Here is an 8,400-nt window from a genome sequence, read left to right as displayed (position 1 = left end):
GTCGGGGTCGCGCCGCCAGTCGGAGTCGCACCGCCGGTCGGGGTCGGCCCACCGGTGGGAGTCGCGCCACCGGTCGGGGTCGCGCCGCCAGTCGGAGTCGCACCGCCGGTCGGGGTCGGCCCACCGGTGGGAGTCGCGCCACCGGTCGGGGTCGCGCCGCCAGTTGGGGTTGCGCCGCCAGTTGGGGTTGCGCCACCGGTCATGGGCGAGGTGGGCATGACCCCGCCCATCATCGGCGTCCCGGCGTGCGTACCGCCCGGAACCGAACCGCCCGGTGTCGTCCCGCCCATCGGCGGCCCGCCCGGCGTTGTGCCCGACAGAGGCGGCCCGCCCGGAGTGCTGCCCGACAGAGGCGGGCCGCCCGGAGTGCTGCCGGAAAGAGGCGGGTTGCCCGGAGTCGTGCCGCTCAGGGGCGGTCCGCCCGGGGTGGTGCCGGGGGCAGGTGAGCTGCCTGGAGTCGGGCTGCCCAGTGAAGGAGTGCCTGGAGTCGATCCCGGGGAAGACGGTGTGCCGGGAGTGCCGAACGTCGGCATCGGGCCGGGAAGTGGCGCGCCCGACCTGGTTCCGCCGGCACTCGGAGCACCCGGCACCGACCCGGTACCAGGAGTCGGGCTGGTCGGAGTTGGCCCGGTCGAGATCGGGCCGCCTCCGATCGGAGAGCCGCTGAAAGACGTGGGTGCCCGGCCGGTCGGGGAGGAACCGCCGGGAGCCGGGGTCGGAGTCGGAGTCGGCGCAGTCGAAGGAGTGGGTGCGCCCAAGCGGCCGGTGATGGAGGAGGTTCCGCCGGTCACCGGGGAAGTCGGGACAGTCGCCCTACCACCGGAACCGACCGGCGGAGGCGACGAGTCACCACCCACGCTGGGAGGCGGCGCGGCGACCGTGGGGAAAGCAGGGCTCGGTGCGGGAGGGGCGGAGACGGCGGATGTGGTGGTGCCGTCGCGGCCCACCGGGTTCAGGCCGTCTCGGCGCACGGACGGGCCGGGAGCGGTCGGCGTTGGGGCGGCACCAGGCACGGGAGCGGGGCCGATGTCCGGTGGCCGGGAGACGGAACCGCCGGGATCGCCAGGGGTGATCCGGGGCGGCTCAACGGTCAGGCCGTCCTTTGCACCACCAATACCGCCGGACACCGCACCGGACGTCGCTCCCAGCAACACGTCCCGCGCACTGATGTCCTGGCCCATCACCGCCGCCGTGCCCACGGTCGACGCGGCACCCTCGACAGCACCCCGCGTGGCACCCACGGCCATCTGCCCGGCCAGGCCACCGCCCTCGAACTTCAACCCACCCGACAGACCACCGACAACACCGGAGACGGCACCCGACACCGCCGCCTCACCGGTCTTGCCCCAGTCCCACTGCGAACGGTCGCCGCGCGCCATCTGGATGCCCTGGATGACCACGTCGATCCCGACCGAGATGGCCACCTCGCGCAGGATCGCCATCACCAGCTGCCGGAACGTGAACTGCACGATCAACCGGGTCGCCTGCTGCGCGATGGGAATCCCGGCCGTCGAAGCGCCGAACGTCCCGAACGCCGCCGCGATCAGCGCCGCGATCTCGATCGCCAAAGCAATGAGCGACGCGATGATCGACAGCTTGGTGTACTCGACCTCCAGCGCCGAGTTGTCGCAGCTCTCCGCCAGCTGCTCGCACACCTTCTGCAGCTTCGGCAGGTACGAGTCGTCACCGCCGGCGAACTTCCGCCAGTACTCCTCGAACCGCTGCGCCGCCTCACCGGTCTGGCTGGCGGTCACCGTGGACGCGGCGCCGTTGGCCTCGTCGATCACCGACTTCACGCCCTGCGCGGCGGTCCGGTACGCGTCGGCCATGCGGCGCAGCGCCGTTTCGTCGCCCTCCGGCCAGCTCTGCCCGACCACGATCGGGAACAGCCACGTGACCTCGCTCGGGATCTCGATACCCACCGCTCGCGCCCCTCAGCAGAAAACCGTCAGTAGGTCCGGGAGATCCCGGTCGCGTTGCCCTGGTCGGACCCCTCGTACGCGTCGGCCGACTGGTCGACCCCGGTCCGGATGTCCTGCAAGGCCTTGGCCAGGTTCTTGAACGCCTCCAAGGTCGCCGTGGAGTTCGGCACGTACTGCTGCGCGAACGCCTGCCCCGACTCGTCGCCGCCCCAGCACTGCCCCTCGGCCTGCAAAGCCCCGTTCAAGGCCTGGAAGACCCCGTCCAACGAGTCACCGGCCGCGCTGAACTGGGCGCCACCGCGCCGCATGCCGGCCACGTCTACCTGGAAGCCGCCGTTCACCAGCCACTCCTGTCCATGATGGTGTCGCCGTCGTCGTCATCGGGTGGAGCGGGAGACCGGCGCGGCGGTGCCGGGGACGGCACCGCCGGCGGCTTCGGGAGCAGGTCGGCCAGGGACGGCACGCCGGGGAGGAACTCCGACAGGTCGACGCTCGCGCCCTCCTGGGCCGGGGCGAGGACCTCGTTGACCTCCGCGCGGGCCTTGGCGACGGCCTGGAGCACGGTCTCCGTGGTGAGCTTGGCCAGCTTCTCCGGGGTGGTGCGCTCGAACGCGTTGGGCGAGAACTCCAGCGCCGTCAACGCGCCCGTCGAGTCCACCGAGGCGCGGACGCTGCCGTCCCGGGACACCGCCGTTGCGCTGACCGCCTGGGCCCGCGCGGCGGTCTCGTGCAGTTCCGCGGTCTTGGCGCGCAGCTCCGTGAGGAGGCTGTCGACGTGCTCGCGCATGGCGGCGTTGCGCGCCTCCAGCTCGGCTCGGCGTCCCGTGGGATCGGTCACAGCTGTCCCCTCGCTTGTGCCTCCAGAGGGTGCAGACGCTAGCCGAGGGCTCCGGGTTCCCGCCGATATTCGGGCGGGTTTTGTCGGGGTTCGGGTGCAGAGTGGGGCACGTGCTGCGGCCCTATCGCGAACTCGCGTCCGTACCAGGACTCCCCGCTTTGCTCATGTGGTCGCTGCTGGGGCGTGTGCACATGCCAGGCACGCCGCTGGCCTCGTCGTTCCTGATCGCCGGGTGGACCGGGTCGTACACGGCGGCGGGTCTGGTGGGCGGCGCGTTCGCGGTCGGGCTGGGCGTGGCGAGCCCGCTGCGCGGCCGGGCCGCCGACCGGAGTCCGGCGAGCCGGTTGTTGCTGGTCACCGCGCTGGGCTACGGCGCGGCGATCCTGGCCGCGGGGATCGTCCCGCTGGTGCTGCCGCCGGCGTGGTGGCCGCTGTCGGTGCTGGTGGCGGCGGTCGCGGGGGTGATGATGCCGCCGGTCACGCCGATCAGCCGGGCCACCTACCCGCGCATGGCCACCGGGCCGGCGGGCACGGCGGTGTTCACCGTCGAGGCGTCCATGCAGGAGGTCATCTACGTCATCGGGCCCGCGTTGACCGCGATGGTGGTGGCGTTCTTCAACCCTTACGCGGCGCTGTGGATGTGCGGGGCGCTGGCGGTCCTGGGCGCGTTCGGGTTCCGGGCGGCGCTGCGGCGGGCCGGGATGGACGAGCCGGTGCCTTCCTCGGCGAAGCACTCCGGGCGGACGCTGCTGGCCGACCCGTCGATGGTGTTCGCGCTGTCCACGGGGCTGTGCATCGTGGCGTCGCTGCTCACCATCGACCTGGTGATCATCGCGTGGGCACGGGACCTCGGGTCGCCGGGCCTGGCGGGGGTGCTGACGGCGGTGTGGGGCATCGGGTCGGTCGTCGGCGGGCTGATCGCCGGCGGGCTGCACGGCGAGCCCCGGTTCACCCGGCGGATGGTGTTGCTGGCGCTGGGCGTGGTGGCGCTGGTGCCGGTGCTGCCGCCGGTCATGGAGCCGTCGTCGGTGTGGTTGATCGGGCTGGTGCTCGCGGTGGGCGGGATGGCCATCGCGCCCGCGATCGCCGCCAACAACACCCGGATCAGCGACATCGCGCCGGAGGGGCGCAAGGCGGAGGCGTTCGGGTGGCTGGGCGCGTTCACCACGGCCGGGCAGGCGGCGTTCCTGCCGGTCGCGGGGTGGCTGCTGGACCTGGTCGGGCCGGCCGCGGCGGCGGGTGCGAGCGCCTCGGCGGCGGTGCTGGGGGTCGTGCTGGCGAGCCGGGTGCGGGCGCCGAAGCCGGTTGGCGCGGTGGCGGCCGGTGGCGTTGGCTGAGGCGGTGGGGTCCCGGGACGCGGTGGGGGTCCGGCCCCGTCTCGTCGGGACGGGCGTCGCGTTCGTCGGCGGCGTGTTCCTGGCGGTGCAGGGGCGGTTGAACGGCGAGCTGGGGCACGTGTTCCGGGACGGGTTCCTGGCCGCGCTGGTGTCGTTCGGCGGCGGGTTGGCGCTGTTGCTGGTGATCGTGCTGCCGGCGCGGGCCGGTCGGGCGGGGTTGGCGCGGCTGTCCGAGGCGCTGCGGTCCGGGCGGATCAAGTGGTGGCAGTGCGTCGGGGGCGCGTGCGGGGCGTTCTTCGTGTCCACGCAGGGCTTGACGGTCGCCGCGCTCGGGGTGGCCGCGTTCACAATCGCGGCGGTGGCGTCGCAGGTGGTCAGCAGCCTGCTGGTGGACCGGGCCGGGCTCGGGCCGACGCGGCAGCCGCTGACCGTGCCGCGCGTGGTGGGCGCGGTGCTGGCGGTGCCCGCGGTGGCCGTGGCGGTGGCGGACGACCTCGGTTCGCAGTCCGCGCTGTGGTTGGCGGTGCTGCCGGCGTTGGCGGGCATCGGGTTGGGCTGGCAGCAGGCGGTCAACGGGCTGGTGCGGGAGGCTGCGGGCAGCACCCGGGTGACGACCCTGGTCAACTTCACCACCGGCACCGCCGTGCTGCTCGTGGTGTGCGCGGTGGACGTGGTGGTGCGCGGGTTCCCGACCGCCGCGCCGAGCGAACCGTGGTTCTACGCGGGCGGCGCGCTGGGCATCTGCACGATCGGGTCGGCGGTCCTCGCGGTCCGCTTCACCGGGGTGCTGCTGGTCGGGTTGACGCAGGTCGCGGGCCAGTTGGTGGGCGCGGTGGCGGTCGACGCGATCGTGCCGACGGCGGGTTCGCGGCTGTCGTGGTGGACCGTCGTGGGCACGGTGTTGACCTTGCTGGCGGTGGCGGTCGCCGCGCTGCCGAGCCGCCGTTGATGCGAAGATGGGGCGCGTGACGGCGACGATCCTCAACGGCAGGGCCACCCGGGACGCGATCTTCGACGACCTGCGGGCGCGGGTCGCGAAGCTGGCCGAGCGGGGGGTGACGCCCGGCCTGGCCACCGTCCTGGTCGGCGACGACCCGGGCTCCCACTCGTACGTGAAGGGCAAGCACGCCGCGTGCGCGAAGGTCGGCATCACGTCGATCCGCCGCGACCTGCCCGCCGACACCACGCAGGAGCAGCTCGAAGCCGTCATCGACGAGCTGAACGCCGACCCCGCGTGCACCGCCTACATCGTGCAGCTCCCGCTGCCCAAGCACCTGGACGCCAACGCAGTCCTGGAGCGCATCGACCCGGCCAAGGACGGCGACGGCCTGCACCCGGTCAACCTCGGCAAGCTCGTCCTGGGCGACGAGGCCCCGCTGCCCGCCACCCCGCGCGGTGTGGTGGAACTGCTGCGCCGCTACGACGTGCCGATCGCGGGCGCGAACGTGACCGTCGTCGGGCGCGGTGTGACGGTCGGGCGGCCCATCGGGCTGCTGCTGACCCGGCGCAGCGAGAACGCGACCGTGACCCTGTGCCACACCGGGACCAAGGACCTGGCGGCCGAGGTGCGGCGGGCGGACATCGTGGTGGCGGGCGCGGGGAGTCCCGGGCTGATCACCGCGGACATGGTGAAGCCGGGCGCGGCGGTGGTGGACGTCGGCATCACGCGGACCGAGGCCGGTCTGGTGGGGGACGTGCACCCGGACGTGGCTTCGGTGGCGGGTTTCCTCGCGCCGATCCCCGGTGGGGCCGGGCCGATGACCATCGCGATGCTGCTGACCAACACGGTCGAGGCGGCCGAACGCGGCTTGGCGGTTTCGGGCGCGGTTCCGGACTCGGGCTCGGGCTCGGACTCGGTGGAGGGCTGAGGGCGGTGGAGCTGATGCCGGAGCAGCGCTGGCGGTCGGCGGCGGGTCAGCACCTGCCGTTCGCGCTGGTGGTCGGTGTGGTCGTGCTGGGCATCGTGCGGATCGTGCAGTACCACTGGCGGCAGGGCGCGGTGCTGATCGGCGTCGCGCTGCTGCTGGCGGCGCTGCTGCGGGTGCTGGTGACCGACGAGCAGGCGGGCCTGATCGCGATCCGCAGCCGGAGCGTGGACGCTTTGCTGTACTCGGCGTTCGGGTTCTCCGTGATCGTGGTGGCGATGACCATCATCGGCGGTCCGTTCAGCCGCTGATCGCGTCCAACAGCGCCCCGAGCTTGGCGGCGCGGGCCGGGCGTCCGGCCGACACCCACTCCACCCGGCCGCGCAGGTGGGCCCGGAAGTCCGGGTGTCCGTGGCGGTTCTGCGACTCCAGGCCGTGCCGGGCGCAGTTGTGCAGGGTGGCTTTCAGGTCGTCGTACTCGGCGCGCGAGGCCGCCGGGGCGTGGTTGACGACCAGACCGGCGAGGCGCTGCCGTTGGTGCTGCGCGGCGGCGCGGGTCTTGTCCGGGTTGATCCGGAAACCCTCGCTGTGGACGGCCTTCTTGACGCCGGGCAGGAGGCGGTGCAGGGGCAGGTCTTCGGGGCCGGAGAACGCGAGGTCGTCGGCGTAGCGGGTGTAGGTCGCGCCGAGGCTGCGGGCGAGTCCGGTGAGGCGGCGGTCGAGGTTGCGGGCGATCAGGTTCGCCGTGGCGGGTGAGCTGGGGGCGCCCTGGGGGAGGTGCGCGGCGGCGAGGCGGCGGCGGAGCGGCCAGTCGGTTTTCGTGGTCACGTCCGGCGGGGTACGGGTGGTGAGGAGGCCCGTGATCGCGGCGGCCACGGCGGGCGGGTAGCCGTAGGACTCCAGCAGACCGCGGATGCGCGCGCCGGTGACGGACGTGAAGAAGCCTTCCAGGTCCAGGCGCACGACCAGGGGTTTGTTCGCGTGGGGCGCGGCGAACGTGGCGATCGACCGGCCGCGCCGGAAGCCGTGGGCCGCGTCGTGGAGGTCGACGCGGTCGAGCAGGTGGCGGACGAGGCGGCGCTGGAGTTCGGCGAGGCGGGGCTTGGGCGACTCGATCAGGCGACGGCCCTGCCACCAGGTCCGGTAGTGGCGGAGGGGTTCGTGCGCGTGCCGGTTCCAGGCGCGGGTGTCGGCGAACCAGGCCAGCTCGCCGGCGTCGAGGTCGAGGGCGCGGGCGAGTTCGTCGGTGGTGTGCCAGCGCGGGACGTTGCCGCGCCACCGGGGTTTTTGTTCTTCTGGTGCTTCTCGGGGTTTCAGGTCTTTGATCAGGCGCGCCAGCGATTCGGTCCCGCCGTGCGGGGCGGACGGGCTGAGCGCCAGGAGCCGAACCGCGAGGTCTTCCGCCTGTACTGGCCCCACCACGTCCGCGAGCCGTTCGGCGAGCCCGCTGCGGTCCCACGGCCCGTCAAGTGCCGCCGCGGCAAGGGTTTCGGCTGGTGTTCCGACCGCGGCGTGTGTTCCGGCCGCGGTGAAGGTTTCGTACGCAGTAAGGGTTTCGTATGCGGTGAGGGTTTCGTATGCGGTGAGGGTTTCGTATGCGGTGAGGGTTTCGTATGCGGTCATGCGGTGGCCATGGGGTGCGACGGCGTGGGACGACGCTTTCTCCGCCACGTCGGGCAGGGAAGCACGCGGAGCGTGCCGTACTGCCTTGGGCGCAGTGGGTGCTTCGAGTCGTGCTCCCAGGGGTTGCCCCTGAGGGGCGGTGCTCCAACCGCCTGCTCGCCGCCACGCCGCCGCACGGGTTCCACATTAGAGGGTTGACAACCACTACAGCCAAAGTACTACAGTCGTCGTTGTTACCCGACGCATGGAGCTGATCTTGCGAAGCCTGACCTACCTGGTCGCGATGTCCCTCGACGGCTTCATCGCCGCGCCGGACGGGACGTACAACGACTTCTTGTTCGAGGGCGACCACATGACCGCGCTGTTCGAGGACTACCCGGACGCGCTGCCGACGGCCGGTCGCCAGGCGCTGGGGTTGGACGAGGTGCCGAACCGGACGTTCGACGCCGTGGTGATGGGGCGGGCGACTTATGAGGTGCCCGGTGGGCTGCCGAGTCCCTATGCGCACCTGCGGCAGTACGTCGTGTCGAGCACTTTGACCGACGTTCCCGACGACGTGACGGTGATTTCGGAGGACGTGCTGTCGGCGGTGCGGGCGCTGAAGGCGGAGTCCGGTTTGGACATCTGGCTGTGCGGGGGCGGGAAGCTGGCGGCGGCGCTGCTGCCGGAGATCGACAAGTTGGTGCTGAAGATCCACCCGATCGTCCTCGGGCGAGGGGTTCCGCTGTTCGACGGGGAGTTCCCTGTCCACAGGTTCACGAAGATCGAGAGCCGGGCCTTCACGACCGGCGTAACGTTCACGACGTACACGAGGT

The 8,400-nt window shown here is 72.5% G+C and carries 8 protein-coding genes and 1 pseudogene; 5 read left to right on the top strand and 4 right to left on the bottom strand.

Translation table 11 applies throughout. The annotated features are described in order from the left end of the window. From RIN75_RS39290 to RIN75_RS39280, 3 genes and pseudogenes are all read right to left on the bottom strand, one after another. Positions 1-1,922, bottom strand: a pseudogene (locus tag RIN75_RS39290) (hypothetical protein); the annotation flags it as partial. Positions 1,923-1,948: 26 nt separating this feature from the next. Further along, complete coding sequence (locus RIN75_RS39285; protein WP_309117191.1) at positions 1,949-2,263, bottom strand: WXG100 family type VII secretion target; 315 nt, start codon at positions 2,261-2,263, stop codon at positions 1,949-1,951. Then, positions 2,260-2,760 carry a YbaB/EbfC family nucleoid-associated protein gene (locus RIN75_RS39280; RefSeq protein WP_309117190.1) on the bottom strand — a complete coding sequence of 167 codons (501 nt, stop codon included), beginning with the start codon at positions 2,758-2,760 and terminating at the stop codon, positions 2,260-2,262. The genes RIN75_RS39285 and RIN75_RS39280 overlap by 4 nt, the downstream gene beginning before the upstream one ends. A 110-nt stretch (positions 2,761-2,870) precedes the next feature. On the opposite strand from RIN75_RS39280, the gene RIN75_RS39275 reads away from it, so the two are divergent. The 4 genes from RIN75_RS39275 to RIN75_RS39260 are packed head-to-tail and all read left to right on the top strand — an operon-like array spanning position 2,871 to position 6,273. Further along, complete coding sequence (locus RIN75_RS39275; RefSeq protein ID WP_309117189.1) at positions 2,871-4,097, top strand: MFS transporter; 1,227 nt, start codon at positions 2,871-2,873, stop codon at positions 4,095-4,097. After that, positions 4,084-5,046, top strand: a complete 963-nt coding sequence (locus tag RIN75_RS39270; RefSeq protein WP_309117188.1) for a DMT family transporter — start codon at positions 4,084-4,086, stop codon at positions 5,044-5,046. The genes RIN75_RS39275 and RIN75_RS39270 overlap by 14 nt, the downstream gene beginning before the upstream one ends. 16 nt (positions 5,047-5,062) lie before the next feature. After that, on the top strand, positions 5,063-5,965 hold the full coding sequence (locus RIN75_RS39265; protein ID WP_309117187.1) for a bifunctional methylenetetrahydrofolate dehydrogenase/methenyltetrahydrofolate cyclohydrolase: 903 nt from the start codon (positions 5,063-5,065) through the stop codon (positions 5,963-5,965). Between the two features lie 14 nt (positions 5,966-5,979). Further along, complete coding sequence (locus RIN75_RS39260) at positions 5,980-6,273, top strand: DUF3017 domain-containing protein (RefSeq protein WP_309117218.1); 294 nt, start codon at positions 5,980-5,982, stop codon at positions 6,271-6,273. Here RIN75_RS39260 and RIN75_RS39255 read toward each other — a convergent pair. Beyond that, entirely contained in the window at positions 6,263-7,585 is a 1,323-nt protein-coding gene (locus tag RIN75_RS39255; RefSeq protein ID WP_309117186.1) for a reverse transcriptase family protein, read from the bottom strand. The genes RIN75_RS39260 and RIN75_RS39255 overlap by 11 nt on opposite strands. A gap of 256 nt (positions 7,586-7,841) precedes the next feature. On the opposite strand from RIN75_RS39255, the gene RIN75_RS39250 reads away from it, so the two are divergent. Beyond that, positions 7,842-8,400, top strand: a 559-nt coding sequence (locus RIN75_RS39250) for a dihydrofolate reductase family protein (RefSeq protein ID WP_309117185.1), incomplete at its 3' end; no start/stop codon positions are given.

The organism is Saccharothrix sp. (assembly GCF_031180885.1).
In the GTDB taxonomy this organism is placed as follows: Bacteria; Actinomycetota; Actinomycetes; order Mycobacteriales; family Pseudonocardiaceae; genus Actinosynnema.
This window is presented reverse-complemented; position numbering and strand designations above follow the sequence as displayed.

Bases quoted from the DNA above. Each gene is read 5' to 3' on its own strand.
- RIN75_RS39260 (WP_309117218.1), top strand. From the start codon at position 5,980: ATGCCGGAGCAGCGCTGGCGGTCGGCGGCGGGTCAGCACCTGCCGTTC.
- RIN75_RS39255 (WP_309117186.1), bottom strand. From the start codon at position 7,585: ATGACCGCATACGAAACCCTCACCGCATACGAAACCCTCACCGCATAC.